The sequence below is a fragment of the Streptomyces stelliscabiei genome (assembly GCF_014873495.1).
In the GTDB taxonomy this organism is placed as follows: domain Bacteria; phylum Actinomycetota; class Actinomycetes; order Streptomycetales; family Streptomycetaceae; genus Streptomyces; species Streptomyces bottropensis.
The window spans coordinates 6840425-6858951 of sequence record NZ_JADBGF010000001.1 but is presented as its reverse complement, the minus strand read 5'-3'; the positions used below and the strand labels follow the sequence as shown (position 1 = coordinate 6858951).

Below are 18527 nucleotides of genomic sequence, written 5' to 3'. Positions count from 1 at the left end.
GAAGCCCCCACATGCCCAACTTCCCTCCGGCAAAGGCCACTTGCCCCATGCCCGCACCACCGCCCCCTACTCCCGCGATGAGCCCGATTTCCGAACGGGCAGCGGCACGACCTCACTTCACCGGCAGGTGATACGCCACCTGGTAGCGATCCGCCGGGACCACCACGTCCGCCGTCTCGACCGGCCGGCCGGAGGCGAAGTACGTGCGCTGGACGACCAGGACGACATGCCCGGGGACGCCGCCGAGGGCGAGCAGCTCCTCGGCGAGGCCGGGGCGGGCGCCGACCTCCTCGGTGACGTTGTCGACGACGATGTCGATCGCCGCCATGCGCTCGACGACGCCCATGCCCCCGAGGGGCCCCTCCTCGGGAAGCATCACGGGGGTGCGGCCCGTGACGGCGAGGGGCTCCCAGGAGGTGGAGAGCATCATGGCCTCCCCCGCGTCCCGGAAGGTGTACCGGGTGCACATCACACGGTCGCCGGTCTGGATCGCGAGCCGCTCCGCGACCGTCCGGCCCGCCTCGACCTGATCGCTGCGCGACTCCCAGGTGCCGCGCGCCGCGATGTCGGCCTGCTCCTGGCGGAAGGGTGTGGCGCCGCCGGCGGGCCGGAACCCGGAGCGGGCGACCCGGCGCGGCACCGGCCGCTCTCGCACGTACGTCCCCGAACCGGAGCGGCCTTCCACCAGCCCCTCGGCCATGAGCACCTTTCGGGCCTCCAGCGCGACCGTGTCCGAAACGCCGTACTCCTCGCGGATACGGGCCTGCGAGGGAAGGCGGGTGTGCGGCGGCAGCGATCCGTTCACGATCTTCCTGCGGAGATCACCCGCGACACGCAAGTACGCCGGCTGCTCACCGAAAGTCACTGGCCGCTCCCCTCTGGATGTACAGACAGCAACAGCGTGGCAACCGTGGGTTCGGCCATGCAAGCAAAGGCCAGAGAATCACTCGATGTGATGACATGTGTCCGCGGAGGGCTTTACGCAGGCACTTTCTCCCCACTATGGGTACCGTCACACCTCCGCTTCGGTCTCGCCGTCGTCTCCGCCCCTGCCGGTGCCCTCGTCGTCGCCCGTCGGCGCCTCGGTGGCCAGCCCCAGAGCCTCGCGGGCGGTGACCGCCTTCGGGCCGTCGGTCAGCCGGTGCGCCTTGTCCCAGTGGTCGGTGAAGTCCCCGGCGTCGTCGGCCCCGTGCGCCGCCCGCCACTCCTCGCGTGCGCGGTCCAGCGCCTCGGCGTAGTCGGTGACCGCCTGCTCGGCGCCCGGCTCCCAGTCGTGCGCGCGCAACGCCCTCGTCTGCCGTTCCAGGGCCGCGGCCACCTGCGACGCCCACGCCTTGTGCCCGGCCAGGTCGTCCTCGACGTACTCCGTGTCGGGTATCCCGTCGAAGGCGTCGTCCAGGATCGCGTCGGCCTTCAGGAAGGCGAGCTGGTCGTCGTCGAGGGTGGTCTCGTCCTGCCGCAGCGAGCCGGTCAGGCCGCCCTCGGGGTCCGTGTTGCCGAACATGCAGGTGATCTCGCGGTCGCCGTACCGCCAGCTCTCCCGGGTCGGCGTGAAGTAGTAGACGTCGACGTCGGCCGGGAGACCCCAGGGGTCCATCACGTAGGACGCCGAGCGCGCGTAGCACCGGCCGTCGGCGGCCTCGGTGACCGCGTCGTCGCCCGGGTAGGGGCCGTCCGGCAGCGAGAAGCCGGCGAACACCTCGGCATCGTGCTCGCCGTCGCACGGCACGACGTCGACGTCGTCCGTGTACCCCTCCAAGGAGCCGCTCGGCGTGTCGAAGCACTCGCCCGTGGCCACCGAGAAGGTGCCGCCCACACCGTTCGCCGCGTCACGCAGGCCCTCCCACGCGCCGCGCGCGCCACCCGTGGTGAACGCGAGCGTCGTCAGCAGCGCGCCGACCGTCGAGAGCACGATTCCGGCCACCGCCATGCCCTTGCCGCGCTCCCCCTTCTTCCGGATCTGCGCCAGCGCGAGGAGCCCCAGGAGCAGCCCGACGCCCGGCAGGAAGCACAGCACCCCGAGCACGAGCGCGGCGATCGCGAGCCCGTTGACGGGCGGCGCGGGCCTCGGCGCCGGGTACGCCCGCCCCCAGGCCTGTCCCCAGGCCTGACCCGGGACCTGGTGCGGCGCCTGGTACGGGTACGGCTGCCCCGGGGGCGGGAACGGGCCACCGCCCTGAGGTGGCTGGGGCCCGAGGGGCGGGGGTGTGGCCACGAGTACAGCTGCTCCTTGCGCCGAGTGGGTGGGAACTGACGTACGACTTGGCGCATCGTAAGCGGACGGCGAAGGTGGGCGATACGCAGAAAGGACGGCCCGGGGAAGAAAGCGGGGGCGCGCCATCGTGCCCTGCCCCGGCGGCCGGATCACCGGCTGCGGACGTGCCACCGACCACCGCAGCGCCATGACGCACCGTCACCGACCGTCCCGGACAACCGGACCGACGCCACTACCCTTCGCCCATGACCCCTCTGCCGGATCGCTTCTGCCCGACGGACGGCACGCGCGTCCCCACCGCCTCCCTCGCCTGGTGCTGCCCGGCCTGCCGCGGCCCTCTCGATCTGGACTTCGCGCCCACACCGGCGCCGCTCAAATCCCTGACCGGCCGGGTGAACTCGCTCTGGCGCTACGCGGAATGCCTCCCCCTGGCCTCTCCCACCGTCTCCCTCGGCGAGGGCCGGACGCCGCTCGTCGAACTGAAGGACGGCATCCGGGCCAAGCTCGACTTCCTGATGCCGACGCTCTCCTTCAAGGACCGGGGCGCGGTGCTCCTCGCCGAGCTGGCGCTGCGACTGGGGCCCCGGCGGGTGATCGCCGACAGCAGCGGCAACGCGGGCACGGCCCTCGCCGCGTACTGCGCCCGGGCCGCGCTGCCCTGCACGGTGTACGCCCCGCTCGGCACCTCGGACAAGAAGCTGGAGCAGATCGGGGCGCACGGCGCTCAGCTCCACCTCGTCGACGGCGGCCGCGAGGCGACGGCCCGCGCGGCCCGGGAGGCGGCGGACGCGGACGGCGTCTTCTACGCCTCGCACGTCTACAACCCGTACTTCCTGCACGGCACCAAGACCTACGTCCACGAACTGTGGGAGGACCTCGGCGGCCGGCTCCCCGAGGTGCTCGTCGTCCCCGTCGGCAACGGCACGCTGCTGCTGGGCGCGGCCCTCGCCGTCGCCGAACTGCACGCGGCGGGTCTCATCGACCGCCGCCCGGCCCTCTGTGCCGTCCAGGCGGCGGCCGTGGCACCGCTGGCCCACGCCTGGACCGAGGGCGCCGACGACCTCGTGGGGGACACCTCCACGGCCCCCACCCTGGCCGAGGGCATCGCCATCCCCCGCCCGCCCCGGGCCCGCCAGATCCTCCGCGCGGTCCGCGACTCCGGCGGCACCTTCCTCACCGTCACGGAGGACCAACTCCGCCACGCCCAACGCGACCTGGCCTCCCGGGGCCTGTACGTCGAGTCCACGGGCGTGGCGTGCTGGGCTGCCGTACGAGAGGGGGCGCTGGGGGCGCGCTCGGCGGTGGTGCCGTTGTGCGGCGCGGGGGTGAAGACAGGGTTGGCGGGGAGTTGAGGGGCCGGGACTTCGCCCGGGCCGGAACCGGGCCGGACCGGGCCGGACCGGGCCGGAACCGGGGCCCGGCATCGGTATCGGCATCGGTATCGGCATCGGTCGCGGTCGCGGTCGCGGCATCGGTAGCGGTCAGTACGCCGCGTACAGCATCAGCGCCAGGAAGCCCGCGCCGATCGCCGTCAGCAACGTGTTGCTCCGCTTGTGACCGACCCACAGCAGGAGTGCCCCGGCGGCGACCGCCAGCACCCGGAACTCACCGTTGAACACCACGAGCACGCCGAGTATCGCCAGTGCCACCCACATGGGATTCCCCTCCCAGCCCGATGCGGACCACCTGCTGAAGGACTGCCCGCGCCGGGAGATCGACACCCCCCGGACGCCCGTGCGGTCACCGCTCACGCACATCCGCCGGCCGCCGTCGAAAGGCCGGGCCCCCGCTCTCACCCGCATGACTGCCGGATCGGCGACGGACTGGTGCCACCCGCTCAGACGGTGAAGTGCCCACGCCTGCGACGACATCTTCGTCGCCCCACCTGATCGACCGTACCGACCTGCGCCCGGTTCACTCGGCCGGCATGAGCCTCTCGTCCGTCATACCCAGACGAGCCTGTTCCTCCTCGACGATCCGGCGTGCCAGCTCGGTGTCCGACACGTCGACCGCGTCCGAGGTGGCTTCGGCCACCGCGCTGCGACGGGCGTAGGCATCGAACAGGCGCGTCTTGGCCTCCAGCATCTTCACCAGGCGTTCGTCCACGCCGCCGATGGCGAGGAGACGGTGCACGCGAACCGGCCTGACCTGTCCCATACGGTGGGCCCGGGCCACCGCCTGATGTTCGATGGTCGGCTTGATCTGGGGTTCGCAGATGACGACCACCGAGGCGGCCTGCATGTTGAGGCCGACACCCGCTGCCTGGATCTGCCCCAGAAGCACCGCGGGGCCCTGGACAGCGGCGAAGTCGTCCACGATCTCCTGGCGACGCTCGGCCGGGACGCCACCGGTCAGCGGACCGAACACCGGAACGGCCCCGCTGGTTCCGGCCGCGAGAGCCTCCTTCACCACACCCAGTACGTCCTTGAAATTGGAGAAGACCACCGTCTTCTGACCGTTCTCGCACGCCTCCTGAACGATCTCCCGGAGCCGGCCCAGCTTGGCCGACTTCTCGGGACGCGTGTACGCGGCCCTGCGCATGGCCATGAAGTTGCCCGCGCGCACGGCTTCGCGGTACGCCTCCTCGTCCGACGCGCTCAACTCCTCCCACTCGTCGGTCTGCTGGAGACTCGGGAGTTCCGTCAGCACGTCCTCCTGGTTGCGCCGCAGGTAGACCGGGGCCACGGCCTTGCGGAAGGCGACCGATCCGGCCAACGCGTCACGTTCGCCGAGCGAGTCCGCGACGTCGCCGTCGAGCATCCGGACCAGGTTGCGGAACTCCACGACCCTGTTCTCCATCGGGGTTCCGGTCATGAAAAGGGCGCGCCCGCAACGCTCGGCCCACAGGGCGACCGCTTGGGACCGCTTGGCCTGCGGGTTCTTCACCGAGTGCGCTTCGTCCACCACGAGCAGTCCGACCTCCCCGCCGTCCGGAGCGGGAAAGCCGCGCAGCGCGTCGAACGTGGTCACCCCGACGCCGCCCCGCCCCTTCCAGTCGGCGAACGCGTAGTGCCGGTCGGGGCCGTGGAGCACCGTGACGCGCAGGGCGCTGCGGGCCTCGATCTCCCGTGTCCAGTTCACGAGGACGCTCGCCGGGCAGACGACCATGAACCGGCTCTGCCCCTCGGCGGCCAGGTGGGCGAGGACGGCGATCGCCTGGATGGTCTTCCCGAGGCCCATCTCGTCGCCGAGCAGCACCTTGCGCTGCGCGAGCGCGAACCGTGCGCCGAACGCCTGGTAACCGCGCAAGGAGACGCGCCGGTGCGTGTCGTCGAGGTGCTGGGTCCGTACCCGCTCCGCGACCTCGTCCGGCAGGAAGCCCTCGGCGGCGGCCTCGTCCGGCAGCCGCCCCGAGATCTCGGCGAGCAAGCTGTAGTACTCGGCGGAACGGAGTTCGAAGTCCACCCAGGCCGCGACGTCGGACGAGAGCCCCCGGAGCAGGTCCACCGACGCCTGGGCGAGCAGCTCCGGCAGGCCCGCCCGGTCCGCCTCGTCCACCAGCGACCGGGTTTCGGCGACCGCCGCCCGCGCGCGAGCCTTCTTCTCCTGGCCGGCCAGGAGCATCCGGACCCTGCCGGCGGCGGGCCTCGCGTCGGCCAGCAACGGACCGAGCCGTTGCGTCAGGGCGGTGGCCTTGTCGACCGCACGCCGTGCGTCCGGGCCGGCCTCCACCAGGACGTGCAGAGCCATGACGAGCGCTGTGGTGCGCGGTTCCGGCCGGTCCACGTCGATATGGACGGCCACGGTCTCGTGCACAGCCTCGGAGAGCCGACGGGCGGCGGCGAGCATGTGGTCGACGGTGCGCTGCCCGACACCCGGAATCTGCCGCAACCGGTAGGGGCCCGCTTCGAGAACGCTGCCCAGGGTGCGCAGTCCGCTCTTCTCGACGCTCCCCAGGCGCAGCCGACCTTCGGTGACGTCCTGCAGCCGGGCCACGGGGATGGCGTCGAGCTCCCGCTTCACCGCCTCGTCGTGGATCGGCTTCAGTGCCGCCCGTACCGCCTCCACCGCCCTTCCGTGGTCATCGACCACGGACCGCGCGGCCTCGTGGAGTCGTGCTCCCCTCGCGATGGTGTCCCGCTCGCCACGCCCCACACGCCCCGCCCCTCTCCGGCCCTCCCCGCATCCTGCCACCGCCCGCACCGGCCTCGACGCGCGTTCGCGGCCCACGTCACGAGGGAGACGCCGGCCGATCCGGCGTCAGCACATCCAGCGCCCATCCGGCACGGTGACCACGAAGGGGCCGCCCCCCGGGAGGAGACGACCCCTTCTGAACCGCACGCTCGACGAACCACTTGGCGCACAGTGACACGCAGGGACCCCCAGGTGGCATCCCTGCAGGCCACGCCCTCTGCATTACTGGGAGCTGCCGGGCGCTCAGCGGGAGAGCAGCGCGCCGAGGTCGATCTTCCCGCTCTGCACTTGCGCGTCGTGGGGCTCGTTGAGTCCGCCGTCGGTGATGTACAGCCGCTTGCCGCGCACCGCGGTGGCGGTGGGCGAGGCGAGGCCATCCGAGGCGGTCAGCACGGTCCTGGTGGTGCCGTTCGGGTAGACGACCGCGATCTGGTTCTGTGTGTTCAGCGCGGCGAACACGACGTTGGAGTGGTCGCTGAGGAAGTTGAAGTCATCGATGCCAGTGAGGCCGCTGGCGACGGTGTGGACCCGGCCCGGAGCTCCGGTGGCGGTGACGGGGATCCGCAGCAGGGTGCCTTTGCTGAGGTTGGAGACCCATACGGCGCCGTTGTGGAAACGGAGTCCGTTCGCGCCGTACGGCACGGGTGCGGACGCCTTGATCGCGAGGGCGGGGTCGGCCAGCCACGCGGTCGCGGGACCGCCGGAGACCGGGACGGCCCAGACGGTGCCCATCTGGCTGTCGGCCACGTACAAGGTGCGCCCGGCCGGATCGATGGCCAGACCGTTGGGGACTCCGCCCGCGGGCAATGCCGCGATGCGGTGAGGAGTGCCGCCGGGCGGCAGTTTCCACACCCCGTTCCGGGAGGCGTCGGAGGACCACACGTTGTAGTAGACGGTGCCGTCGTGGCCGCGGGTGTTGCCGGTGATTCCGTCGCCCTTCTGCCCGGTGACCAGCACCGTGCGGTGCCCGGACGGTGCGATCCGCACCAGTGCCGGCCGTTCGCCCGCGGGCGTGCCCACCATCGAGACGGTCAGCGAATTGTCCGGGGCGACGGTGATGTTCTCGGGCACGTCGCCGGTGGCGAAGTCGAAGGCGGCCACGGTCTTCACGTGGGTGACGGCGGGCCGCGCGTCCGCGTGTCCGGTCTCGGCGGACGCGTACGGTGCCGAGACGATGACGGCTGCGGTCGCGGAGATCGCCGCGAGCTTGAACGACTTCTTCATGGAAATGCCTTTCGTGATCATTGCGCTCTTTCGTTCTTTCCATCGGCGCCGCAGGCCCGGCCGGAGTGGAGCGTCAGCTGCGCTGACGACCTGCCTGATCGGCTGGGGAGCCCCTGGTCGGGGATCGGGAAGCCGGCGTTCTCCAGGTTGAGCGAGTCCGGGTCGGGTCCGCCGCGTACGCCGGTGTCGAGGGCGTCGATCGCGGCCACCTCGTCGAGGGTCAGGGCGAAGTCGAAGACGTCGAAGTTCTCGGCGATGCGATGGGCCCTGACGGACTTGGGGATCGCACAGAAGCCGTGGTCGAGGTGCCAGCGCAGCACGACCTGCGCGGGTGTCTTCGCGTACTTGTCGGCCAGGGCGGTGATGACGGGGATGGGCAGGACCCTCCTGACGAAGCGTCTTGAACGACGCTCCGTCAGGAACGGGCCGATTAAGGCTGGTGACTTACCGGTTGATGGTCTTCTGCTGCGCTGCGGTGTACCGCTCGCCCTTGATCTGCACCTGGGCAACGGCCTCTTCGATGCGCCTGAGGTCCTCGCAGGTCAGTTCCACGGTGTCGGCGCCGATGTTCTCTTCGAGGCGGTGCAGCTTCGTCGTGCCCGGGATCGGTGCGATCCACGGCTTCTGCGCCAGCAGCCACGCGATGGCGGTCTGAGCCCGGGTCGCCTGCTTGGCGTCCGCGATCTCGCCCAGCAGCGCGATCAGTGCGAGGTTGGCCTCACGCGCCTCTTCCTCGAAGCGCGGCAGCACGTTACGGATGTCGTTGGCCTCGAACTTCGTGTCCTGACTGATCGCGCCGGTGAGGAAGCCCTTGCCGAGCGGGCTGAACGGCACGAAGCCGATGCCCAGTTCTTCCAGGGTCGGCAGGATGGTCTCCTCGGGCTCGCGCCACCACAGCGAGTACTCGCTCTGCAGGGCCGTGACCGGCTGGACCGCGTGGGCCCTGCGGATGACGTCCTCACCCGCTTCGGACAGGCCGAAGTGCTTGACCTTGCCTTCCTGGATGAGGTCCTTGACCGTGCCGGCGACCTCTTCGATCGGCACGTCGGGGTCCACCCGGTGCTGGTAGAACAGATCGATGCGGTCGGTCCCCAGACGCTGCAGGGACTGCTCGGCGACCAGCCGGATCCGCTCCGGCCGACTGTCCAGCCCCGCGGTGGGGTTGCCGTCCTTGAACCCGAACTTCGTGGCGATGGAGACCTGGTCGCGCACCGGCGCCAAGGCCTCGCCCACCAGCCTTTCGTTCGCCTCTCCGTACCCCTCCGCGGTGTCGAAGAGCGTCACACCGCGCTCGGCGGCCGCCCGGATCAGCTTGATGGCCTCACCCGTGTCTGCGGCCGGGCCGTAGCCGAAGGTCATTCCCATGCAGCCGAGCCCGATCGACGACACTTCGAGCCCGCTGTTTCCCAGTTCACGCTTCTTCATTCCGTTCTCCTTATCGAGTGGCCACGAGCGACGACGACGCCCTGGCCGGTGTGGTCCTGATGGTCGTGAGGCGTGCCAGACATGTGGTCAGTCCGCGTCGTCGCATGGGGTGTTGCTCCCGACGGGCGGCGCGGGGTCAGCTCGCGTCGGCGCCCTCGACGATGTTCTTCAGCTGGGTGATCGCGGACATCGCATTGGGCCATCCGGCGTAGAACGCGATGTGGGTGATGGCCTCGACCAGCTCGCCCTTCGTCACCCCGTTCTCCAGCGCCTTCGGCAGGTGGAAGGCGAGCTGGTCGGCGCGGTAGAGGGCGACCAGGGTGGCAACGGTGATCAGGCTGCGGTCCCGCTGGGACAGGCTCTCGCTCGCCCACACCTCGCCGAAGAGGACGTCGTCGGTGAGCCGGACCAGTTCGGGCGCGAAGTCGCCGAGCAGCTTCTGTGCGGCGGTCTGTTCTTCAGCCATACCTTTCATCCTTTCTATGTATTTGATCCGTTACAAAACGTAATCAACCGATTCGGTGGGTTTGTTGCAGGAACACCCCGTGGTGTCCCGTGATCAGGCCGCCACGCGGCGGGCCTGAGCCTTGTGCGAGGTCCCCTCGTCCGCCGCAGGCAGGGACACCCGAGGTACGGCGGTGCGGGTGGCGCGTATCGCGGCGAGGACGAGCAGGGGAATCAGGCCGAGGTTCGATACCGGTCGGCCCCAAAGCGGGGCACTGACCATGCAACCGGGAACGGGCACGATGAGGGAGTCTTCGCTGTGAGGGGTAACAGCAGGGACCCCCAGCGGCATATGCGCAGGCCATAGCCCCGCCCTTACTGCCGGCGGCAGCCGGAGAAGGCGGGGTCGTGGACGTCGGTTCAGTTCTCGGAGTCCGCCTCGGCGGCCTGCACATCCGCGGCCTCGGCCGTGGCGGACCAGCTCGCCAGCAGGTTCAGGGCGTCCGCGTCCGCGGAGCCGGGGGCCGCGTTGTACAACGCCACGACCAGCCCCGAGCCGTCCGGCAGGTTCATCGATTCGAAGTCGAGCTCCAGCTCACCGACGACCGGATGCCTAAGGCGTTTCGTCCCCTCATGGAAGACGTGTACGTCGTGGGCCCCCCACATCACGCGGAAGGCGTCGCTGCGGGTCGACAGCTCACCGATCAGGTTCGACAACTCGCGGTCGTACGGGTTCTTGCCCGCCTCGATCCGCAGCGCACCCACAGCGCCCCTGGCGATGCGTTCCCAGTCGACGTAGAACCGCCGGGCCGCGGGGCTGAGGAACACGAACCGCACGGTGTTCGCCCCGCAGACCGGATCGGCGTACATCTCCGAGAACAGTGCGCGACCGAGCGGGTTGGCGACCAGAATGTCGAATCGGTGGTTCTTCACGAACGCCGGCATCCCCGGCATCCCGTCAACGATGCGCTGCACGCTGGGCCGCACAGCCGGCCGGGCAGTCCGGCGCCGCACACGGGCGGGCGTCTTGTTCGCCGCTCGGGCCAGGTCGTACAAGTGCGTGCGCTCCGTGTCGTCGAGCCGCAGAGCCTGGGCCAGCGCCTCCAGGACGCTGTCGGAGACACCGCTGAGATTGCCGCGCTCCAGACGCGTGTAGTACTCGACGCTGACGCCCGCGAGCGTCGCGACCTCGTTCCTGCGCAGCCCGGCCACCCGGCGTTGGCCGTACACGGGCAGACCGGCCTGCTCGGGCGTGATCTTGTCACGGCGAGACTTCAGAAACGCACTGATTTCGGCGCGGTTGTCCATGAGGTCAGGGTAGGTTCGCCGCTCACCAACTGAGAGACCCTGTCATTACCCCTCACAGCAGTAAGCCCCGGCGCCAGCCCCTTCCGGTAGCGCGGAGTCGCAGGACAGAGGGGTTCGCCGCTGGTTGCCTCCCCGCCCCGGGCGGGATGCGGATCATGGGAAGGGACCGCGCAAGCCGACGGATCTTCCGGACGAGTCGCCACCACAGTGCAGAGGAATACCACCCGCCCGGTTCCGGACATCAAACCCTCTGGAAGCCGACCAGGAACAGCGGTGCCTGAGACAGCCGACCAACCAACACGCTCCAGGCCGGATCAGCCCCGAGGAGGCCGGCGTGACGGTCTTCGGCGGTGAGCGCCGCGTCCCCGGGGCTGCGCCGCGAGGAGGTCCCTCGGCTCGCCGGCGTGAGCACCGTTCTCGTCCCGCCCCAGCACCATCCCAGCACGGGAAAGAATAAGGGGCCCGTCCCCTAAGAGTCGGACCCCTTCTGACCTGCATGTCTGTCAGATCAGCGAAGTGGTGTTGCGTCACCCGCTACACATTGAAGCGGAACGTTAACAGTAAGGCTCTCACCTGCGTAAACGGGGTTCTGAGAGATTCCAGTCAGCACAGAATCAGCACGGCCCCCCGAGGACCGTCTTCTACCTCGACGGCGTCGACCACCGAGCCCTTGGCCGGACGCTCGCACTTCGGCGGCCGGTCGCTGGCCAATGCCCGCTTGACCGTGTTCTTCGAGATGCCCAGATGCCTCGCGATCGCCCGGACCTGCATCTGCTCGGCCCGGTGCAGCCTGCGAATCTCCGCCCAGTCCTCCACGCAGATCACCCTCTCCCTCCTGACCTCAGATCAAGATCAGGTTCGGGCGAAGATCACCAAGTGGGTCACTGTCGGCCCTCCGTGGCCCTGGCACTGATAGTGATCCAGAACCAGGATTCGAGCGACGCCGAGAGGCGGGCGCGCCGGTATGACCGCCCGCTGCGCCGCTCCCTCGGCCGACGCGTCGTAGGCACGTGACACTGGTGCTCGCCTCGCGGCAGGCCCGGTCACCAGGTCATGGGCAGCTCATGGATGCCGTAGGTGGCCATGTCGTGCCGGAACGGCAGGTCTTCCAGAGCGCAGGCGAGCCGCATGCCGGGCAGCCGTCGGATCACCGCGGGAATGGCCTCCTGGAGTTCGACTCGGGCCAGTGCCTGGCCGACGCACTGGTGGGGTCCGTAACCGAAGCCGACATGGGGCACGGACGGGCGGTCGAAGTCGAGTTCGTCCGGGTTCGGGAAGACACTCTCGTCCCGGTTGGCCAGGGGGAGTGCCGCCACCACCATCTGGCCGGCCCGCACCGTGACGCCGCCCACCTCGACGTCCTCGGTGGCGATCCTGCCCAGTCCGAGCTGCGAGACGGTGTGATAGCGCAGCAACTCCTCGACGAGCAGGGGTATCCGCTCCGGGTGTTCGTGGACGACGGAGAACTTCTCCGGCTGCAGTGCATAACTCACCAAGGACAGCGAGATGGTGCTGGCCGTCGTGTCGTAGCCCCCGACGATGAGCATGAGGATCACGCCGATGGTCTCGTGGAAGGTGAGCTGCTTCTCCTGGTACGGGCCCGTCACCAGGCGCCGGATCAGGCTGTCCTCGGGCAGTTCGGAGGGGTCCTGGACGAGCCCGCCGATGTACTCGCCGAGTGTCCGGAACACCTCGGCACCTTCGTCCTCGCTCCCCACCGCCGAGACCACGCCCTTGACGCATCGGGTGAGCAACGCGCGGTCCTCGGCCGGAATCCCCAGCAGCCGGAAGACGGTCGCGGACGCGACCGGTACGGCGAAGGCCTCGAGCATGTCCTGGGGAGGCGCGGTCTCGGCGAGCCCGTCGAGCACACCCTGGACGATCTCGCGGATCGCGGGGCGCAGCAGCTCGATGTGCTTGGGCAGGAACTCGCGTGCGATGGTGCCCCGCAGGCGCCGGTGATCAGGATTGTCGGTGCGTACGAACGGCGGTGCCGCGGCCTGCGACTGGAGCGTCGGAGTGAGTTCGGTGAAGTTGGGTCGGCGCGAGTCCGAGCTGAACCGCCTGTCCTGCAGCACGGTCCGCACATCCTCATACCCGGAGAACACGTGCGCCGGCGTGCCGTTCCACAGACCGACCTTCGCCACCGGGCAGGACTTGGCCTCCGGGTAGATGTGATAGGGCTCCAACGGCGAGTTCGCCGGGTCGACCTGGGTGGCCGGAGATTCCATGGTGTCGTTTCCTTTCCAAGACCGCAGGCCTGGGCCGTGCGGCGTCGTGACGGCGTCTCGCGTCATACCGCCTGGTCGAAACTGAAGAAGCGGTCCGGGTCACAGGCCGCCTTGACCCGGGAGAGCCGGGCGGCGTTGTCGCGGTAGTACTCACGTCAGTCCTGCAGGTCCGGCTCGGTGAATCCGCCGTAGGTGCCGCAGACGCCGGCGCTGTGCGACGCGGTCGGCTGCCCAGGAAGTACTGCGCGCCCAGGTGCCAGGACGCCGTCGCGGCCGGGTCGACGCGGCCATCACACGCTTGTGACCGCTGCGCGCGCCGTCCGTGAACACGCCGAGGACGGCGTCTACGACAGAACCGGCGACGGGTGCGGAATGGAGGTCACCCTTGATGGCGGCGGAGCCGACACGTGGCAGGCGCGCTCCTTCCCGGGTGCCCACCCGATGGCAGGCACGAACCCTCGTCGGCACCTACGCCGGACTCGCCGGGTTTCCGGAAGGTCTCCAGCATCGCGCCGAGACAGTCCGTCTCCGTCGTCCGGCGTTCGGCTGGGTGGGGCACCGACGTGCCCCACCCAGCCGGTCCAGCACCGCCCAAGCGCTTCGCCCGGCCCCGGCCGGCCTTCGGGACCACCACCGGAGCCGGTGCGGCGTCGGTGCCGTACGAGACCATCGGCAGGGACACCACGTCCTCGGAATCGGCGGTCGCCCAGCCGAGCCAGCCGTAAACGGCCCGGTTCTCGGCGACCCGTGGCCCCGCTCGATGTTATTGGCCGGGTCATTCACGGACGGACGCCGGGCGCATGTCCGTCCATTCCTTCTCGATGTACTCAAGGGCGCTTCCGCGGGGGCTCGGCCCGCTCACGGAACGCCACCCGGAGGGGATGTCGGCGAAATTCGGCCAGAGTGAGAACTGGCCTTCCTCGTTGCGGAGCACATGGAACTGCCCGTCATGGTCGTCGAAGGGTGAGGGCACGGTGAATTTCTCCTAGTCGGCAAAGAGGGCCCGGCACCGGGAATTGACGGTGCTTTCGGTGGCTTTCGCGATGATTCGGGGTCGGACGGCTACGGCCGTGGTGAGAAGGCCCGCCGTTCCGGCTCGGTGAGGATGTCCAGGGTGTGAAGGCGTGCGTCCGGGTCGCGGACCGCGGCGGACAGCAGCAGGAGATACCGCTCCAGGAGCAGTTCGACTGTCTCCTGGGAGAAGAGGTCCGAGCTGTACTCGGTACGGCCGGTGAGGCCCTGGGCGAGGCCGGCGCTGTCCCGGCTCTCGTCCCAGTTGAACATCAGATCGAAGCGGGCCGTTCCGGTGTTCGGGGGCGGTTCGGGGGTGAGGGTGACGGAGTCGGCCCGATGGCCGTCGCCGGGCGGTGCGTGCAGGACGAGGGCCGTCTGGTAGAGCGGGTGACGTGCCGGGTGGCGTGCCGGGTTGACGCGATCCACCACCTGGTCGAACGGGACCTCCTGGTGGGTGAAGGCGTCGAGGTCCACGGCCCGGGTCCGAGCGAGCAGGGTGCGGAACGTCGGGTCGCCCGAGGTGTCGACGCGAAGGACGACACTGTTGGCGAACAGCCCGACGAGGTCGTCCAGCGCGGGGTCCGTGCGCGCCGCGGCAGCGGTGCCGACGACGATGTCGGTGCCGCCGCCCAGCCGGGTCAGCAGTGCCGCGAGCGCGGCGTGCAGCACCATGAAGAGCGTCGCGCCCGTCTCCCGCGCGCAGTTGAGCAGTTCCTGATGGAGGGAGGCTTCGACGTGGGTGTGGACGGTGTCGCCACGATAGGTAGGTCTGGCCGGACGGCTCCGGTCGGCCGGCAGCCGCGTCTCGACCGGAAGACCGCGCAGCGTCCGCTCCCAGAAGGCGAGCTGGCGCCCGAAGCCGCTGCCGCGGTCCTGCGCCTCGGCTGCTTGCTCGTTGTGCCATACGGCGTAGTCGCGATAGTGAACCGGCAGCGGCTGCCACTGCGGGGCCCGCTGCCCCAGCCGCGCCCGGTAGGCGTGCGCCAGGTCCGCCGTCAGGGGGGCCAGCGACCAGGCGTCCACGGTGATGTGGTGCATCAGGAGCAGGAGCGTGTACCGGTCCTGTCCGTGCCGGAACAGGCGTGCGCGCAGGGGAAGGTCCGTCCTGAGCTCGAAGGGTTCCGCCGCGGCCCGCGCCAGGTGGCCGGCCAGACGGTCTTCGGCGGCGTCGGTCTCATGAAGGACCACCGCGGCGTCCTCGGGGGCGAGGACCCGTTGGCGGGGGCCGTCACCGTCATCGGGGAAGACGGTACGCAGGGGTTCGTGACGAGCCACGACGTCATCGAGTGCGGTCCGCAGCGCCCCGGTGTCCACCCGGCCCGTGATCCGCAGGCAGTACGGCACGTTGTAGATCCGGCTCGCGGGTCCGCCGAGTTGGTTGATGAACCACATGCCGTACTGGCTGTGCGAGAGCGGCACCGCCGCGTGGTACTCGTCGCGGCAGAGCAACAGCGGGCGGAGCCTGCTCGCCGGAGCGGTACGCCCGGCCAGGCCCTCGACGGTCGGTGTCTCGAAGATCCAGGCGATCGGAACATCGACTTCGAGGTGTTTCGCGATACGGCCGACGAGGCGCGTGGCCAGTAGCGAGTTGCCGCCCAGGGCGAAGAAGTCGGCGTCCCTCGGCACCCCGGGCAGGCCGAGCACATCGGCGAAGAGATTGGCGAGGATCTCCTCGCGCGGAGTGCGGGGCGCCTGCCCGTCAGCCCGCGGGAACAGGGCGGGAGGGGGCAGCGCCGCGCGGTCGAGCTTGCCGTTGACGGTGAGGGGGAGCGACGCGATGCGTACCACGGCGCTGGGCCGCAGGTACGCGGGGAGCCTGGCGGCCAGATAGCCGGGGAGCTTGCCCATCAGGGCGTTGCCGGTCCGGTGCGTGGTCGGCTGGTTGGCGTGGTCACCGGGCGACGTCCTGCCGCTGTCGGCGGACTCCGCCAGCGGGACGGCGCCCGGTTCACCGCCCACGGGTGTGAAACAGGCGTCCAGTCGCGTGGGGTCCTGCGCCGACCACGTGAGGTGGACCTCGCAGCCGGCGCCCCCGCCCAGGGCGTGCAGTTCCTCGGGGTCGATCCCTGCCGCCGGTTCTTGCAGCAACCGCAACGGCTCGTCGAGCGACCGGGCCGTGGTCAGCGCCGTCGCGGCCGATGCCTCACCGAGGATCCGGCTGTTCGGCACGCCGCGCAGCAGCAGCGACGTGCGGGTGCGGGCCAGCAGGCCGGACAACTCCTGCAGTCCGCTTACATCCGTGCCCCAGGTCAGTGTCTGCGCGTCCGGCGCAGCGGTACCGGTTTCCACCGGCTCCTTGATGAGCACCGCGTCGTACCGGTAGCGGGTCAGTTCGTTGTGGTGCGTGCCGCGCTGCACCGCTGTGCGTACCCCGCGGAGCTGCGGGATCCACCGGGGTACCGCGGCGAAGAACGCGGGGTCGAGGAGCAACTCCTTCTCATCCACCAGGTCCTGCTCGACCGCCGCGCGGACGGCGGAGGCAGAGGCTTCCCGCCGGGTGGCGGAGCGCAGCCGGACGGCGCTGCGCAGCGGGCGCAGCAGACGCAGGTGCCGGATGTCGCCGACGAACACCCGGCCGCCCGGCGCCAGCAGGCGTGCCGCCTCGCGCAGGACGCTCACCAGGTAGTCGGCCGACGGAAAGTACTGGATCACCGAGTTGAGGACAACGGTGTCGAAGTACCCCTCGGGGAGGCCGGGGAGGTCGTGTGCGGGACCGTGCAGCAGGTGGACCTTCTCCCGCAGCACCGGGTCGACGTCCACCTTCTTGCCGAGTGTCTCGATCACCTCGGCGGAGAAGTCGGTGGCCCAGTACGCCTCGCAGTCACCGGCGAGGCGGGACAGCAGCAGCCCGGTGCCCACGCCGATCTCCAGTACCCGGCGCGGTCGCAGGGCACGGATGCTGTCGACCGTGGCGTCCCGCCAGGCTTGCATCTGAGGCACGGGAATGGGCTCGCCGTCGTAGGTGCTGTTCCAGCCGCTGAAGTCCTCCCCCAGGGGGAGCGCTCCCACTGCGCTGTAGACCTCGTCGTAGAGCCGTTGCCATTCCTCGACGTGCTCCGAGGTGGTGTCGTCGGCCTGCCGCACGGCCGGGTGGTCCGGCACGACATAGGCGACGAGCCTCTGGTCTCCCGGAGTGTCCTCCCGGACCACCACCGCGGCCTGCGCGACCTCGGGATGGTCGCGCAGCACGGCTTCGACCTCGCCGGGCTCCACTCGGAAACCCCGTATCTTCGCCTGGTCGTCGACCCGGCCCACGAACTCCAGTTGCCCGTCGTCACGCACCCTCACCCGGTCGCCGGTCCGGTACATCCGCTCGCCCGGCGTCCCGAAGGGGTCGGCCACGAACCGCTCGGCGGTCAGCGCGGGCCGCCCCAGGTACCCGCGGGCCAGCCCCGCTCCGGCGATGTGGATCTCTCCGACCGCTCCCGGCGGTACCGGCCGGAGCCGCTCGTCGAGGACGTGGATGCGGGTGTCCGAGAGCGGACGGCCGATGGGCGGGATGCCTGCCCCGGCCAACGGTCCGCTCATGGTCGCGGAGACGGTCGATTCGGTCGGTCCGTACGCGTTCACCAGCAGCCGGCCCGGCGACCAGCGGCGCACCAGCTCGCTGTTGCAGGCCTCGCCCACATTGACGACGGTGGCCCCGGCGGGCAGAGCGCCGTCCGGCAGGGCGGCGAGCGTGGAGGCCGGCAGGGTGAAGTGGGTGATGCCCTCCTCGGCGGCGAGCGCACTGAACTCCGGTCCGGGCAGGAGCCGTTCACGCGGTGCGACCACCAGCGTGGCGCCAGTGAGCAAGGCCATCGACACGTCCCAGAAGGCGCCGTCGAAACTCGGCGAGGAAAAGAGCAGCAACCGGCTGGACGGCCCGATCCCCAGGTCCCGCGCATGGCTGCCCACCAGGCTGGCGATGCCGTGGTGGGTGAGGACCACTCCTTTGGGAGTACCGGTGGAACCCGAGGTGTAGATGACATAGGCCGGATGCCGGGTCCGGAGCGGGGCGCCGCGTTCGTCGTCCGCCACATCCGCCGCGGAGCAGTCGGCCAGGGTCCGTACGACGGCCGGGTCGTCCAGCACCACCGTGCGGGAGGCCGCCTCGGCCGGCAGCTCAGGCTCGATGTCACTCCTGGTCAGCACCAGCATGGGAGCGGCGTCGGCGAGCATGAACGCCAGCCGCTGCGGAGGATAGTCCGGATCCATCGGGAAGTAGCCGGCGCCCGATTTCAGTACGGCCGCCACGGCCACCACGAAGTCGGTCGAGCGCGGCAGGGCGAGACCGACCAGGCTCTCCGGGCCGGCGCCACGTGCGATGAGCAACCTGGCGAGGCGGTTGGCCCGCCGGTTCAGTTCGGCGTAACTCAGCCGCTCGCTCGCGGAGTTGATCGCGGTGGATTCGGGGGCGGCGTCGACACGGGCTTCGAAGAGCCGTCCCCATAGGCCGGGGGTGAACTCGGGGCCGGCCTGGGCCCCGGCGGGCGAGGCCGTGGTGCGGCTTCGCCCCGGCGGCAGCATGGACATCGAGTGGACCTCACAGA

Annotated in this window: 13 protein-coding genes and 2 pseudogenes; 1 reads left to right on the top strand and 14 read right to left on the bottom strand. The window is 70.3% G+C overall.

Translation table 11 applies throughout. From position 1 onward, the window contains the following. Positions 1-112: 112 nt before the first annotated feature. Entirely contained in the window at positions 113-865 is a 753-nt protein-coding gene (locus H4687_RS30580; RefSeq protein ID WP_046920102.1) for a GntR family transcriptional regulator, read from the bottom strand. A 147-nt stretch (positions 866-1012) separates the two neighbouring features. Then, complete coding sequence (locus tag H4687_RS30575) at positions 1013-2215, bottom strand: DUF4190 domain-containing protein (RefSeq protein ID WP_179860019.1); 1203 nt, start codon at positions 2213-2215, stop codon at positions 1013-1015. 245 nt (positions 2216-2460) lie between these two features. Between H4687_RS30575 and H4687_RS30570 the strand changes: the two genes are divergently transcribed. Then, a complete protein-coding gene (locus H4687_RS30570) occupies positions 2461-3567 on the top strand; it encodes a pyridoxal-phosphate dependent enzyme (RefSeq protein ID WP_050399611.1) in 1107 nt (368 codons plus the stop codon). A gap of 129 nt (positions 3568-3696) precedes the next feature. Here H4687_RS30570 and H4687_RS30565 read toward each other — a convergent pair whose 3' ends face one another. The 12 genes and pseudogenes from H4687_RS30565 to txtB form a co-directional block, all read right to left on the bottom strand. Further along, on the bottom strand, positions 3697-3870 hold the full coding sequence (locus H4687_RS30565) for a hypothetical protein (RefSeq protein WP_167358678.1): 174 nt from the start codon (positions 3868-3870) through the stop codon (positions 3697-3699). Between the two features lie 259 nt (positions 3871-4129). Beyond that, a complete protein-coding gene (locus H4687_RS30560) occupies positions 4130-6310 on the bottom strand; it encodes a DEAD/DEAH box helicase (RefSeq protein WP_192781737.1) in 2181 nt (726 codons plus the stop codon). A 282-nt stretch (positions 6311-6592) separates the two neighbouring features. Beyond that, positions 6593-7573 (bottom strand): SMP-30/gluconolactonase/LRE family protein, encoded by a 981-nt coding sequence (locus H4687_RS30555; RefSeq protein ID WP_225966878.1) that lies wholly within the window; start codon positions 7571-7573, stop codon positions 6593-6595. 17 nt (positions 7574-7590) lie between these two features. Beyond that, the gene (locus H4687_RS48530) at positions 7591-8082 is read right to left on the bottom strand and encodes an aldo/keto reductase (RefSeq protein ID WP_373560620.1); all 492 of its coding nucleotides are present in this window, start codon (positions 8080-8082) and stop codon (positions 7591-7593) included. Next, positions 8018-8998 (bottom strand): aldo/keto reductase, encoded by a 981-nt coding sequence (locus H4687_RS30545; protein ID WP_046912620.1) that lies wholly within the window; start codon positions 8996-8998, stop codon positions 8018-8020. Before H4687_RS30545 ends, H4687_RS48530 begins: the two co-directional genes overlap by 65 nt. A 136-nt stretch (positions 8999-9134) precedes the next feature. Beyond that, positions 9135-9464 (bottom strand): carboxymuconolactone decarboxylase family protein, encoded by a 330-nt coding sequence (locus H4687_RS30540; protein ID WP_046912621.1) that lies wholly within the window; start codon positions 9462-9464, stop codon positions 9135-9137. Between the two features lie 398 nt (positions 9465-9862). Then, positions 9863-10750 (bottom strand): helix-turn-helix transcriptional regulator, encoded by an 888-nt coding sequence (locus H4687_RS30535; protein ID WP_046912622.1) that lies wholly within the window; start codon positions 10748-10750, stop codon positions 9863-9865. Between the two features lie 645 nt (positions 10751-11395). Continuing rightward, positions 11396-11575: pseudogene (locus H4687_RS30530) on the bottom strand (helix-turn-helix domain-containing protein); the annotation flags it as partial. Between the two features lie 218 nt (positions 11576-11793). Then, a complete protein-coding gene (gene txtC, locus H4687_RS30525; RefSeq protein ID WP_010350601.1) occupies positions 11794-12981 on the bottom strand; it encodes a thaxtomin biosynthesis cytochrome P450 TxtC in 1188 nt (395 codons plus the stop codon). A 62-nt stretch (positions 12982-13043) separates the two neighbouring features. Continuing rightward, a pseudogene (locus H4687_RS48525) lies at positions 13044-13121 on the bottom strand (BBE domain-containing protein); the annotation flags it as partial. A gap of 635 nt (positions 13122-13756) precedes the next feature. After that, complete coding sequence (gene txtH, locus H4687_RS30515; RefSeq protein WP_010350602.1) at positions 13757-13954, bottom strand: thaxtomin biosynthesis NRPS accessory protein TxtH; 198 nt, start codon at positions 13952-13954, stop codon at positions 13757-13759. 89 nt (positions 13955-14043) lie between these two features. Then, entirely contained in the window at positions 14044-18510 is a 4467-nt protein-coding gene (txtB, locus tag H4687_RS30510) for a thaxtomin non-ribosomal peptide synthetase TxtB (RefSeq protein ID WP_046912674.1), read from the bottom strand. Between the last annotated feature and the right edge of the window lie 17 nt (positions 18511-18527).